The 516-nt window shown below is 51.9% G+C and carries 1 pseudogene (cut by a window edge); it reads right to left on the reverse strand.

Annotated elements, in window-relative coordinates:
* Positions 1-435, reverse strand: a pseudogene (locus ALO64_RS26610) (plasmid mobilization protein) (it extends 284 nt beyond the left edge of the window).
* Positions 436-516: the final 81 nt, after the last annotated feature.

The raw sequence follows: 516 nt of genomic DNA on the forward strand, positions 1-516 counted from the left end.
TTGGGTGAGTCGAAACCGGATGATGTGAACTTTTTTGCCAGATACGTTAGGTGAACCACGGTTGCCGTTATGGACTGGCCTTGCCGGTTTTGGCGGGTCAGTCTCGAGCAATACCGTGAGCAATAGTTGTTGAATAGCGTTCAGCTTATTAAGCCAGTGGAGATATTGTTTTTGATAAAGCGTGCCGTTATAGGGTGCCGAGTTTGCGGAGTAGGCAACTCGGTTTAGAGCATGTCCGGACTTTTCGAATACCTGCTGCATCCGCTTCTTGTCGATTGCGGACTGCTCGAAGGTAGGCGAACGGCTCATCACCAGGTCATGAAAGAAGCGGGCTGGCTTGAGGCCGGATTGCGCGATGGGCTCGGCAAACTGAGTGAACTGTTCATCCGTGAAACGGCACGACACGGGGCATGATTTGGTCACTTTTTTGGCCACAAGATCACCTCCTGAGGGCACCTGAATGACGACAACCAACAACGACAACGACAACGCTTTCCCGCTCTGCGGGGTTTCAAA

This window comes from Pseudomonas meliae, from assembly GCF_001400515.1.
Taxonomy (GTDB): Bacteria; Pseudomonadota; Gammaproteobacteria; order Pseudomonadales; family Pseudomonadaceae; genus Aquipseudomonas; species Aquipseudomonas amygdali.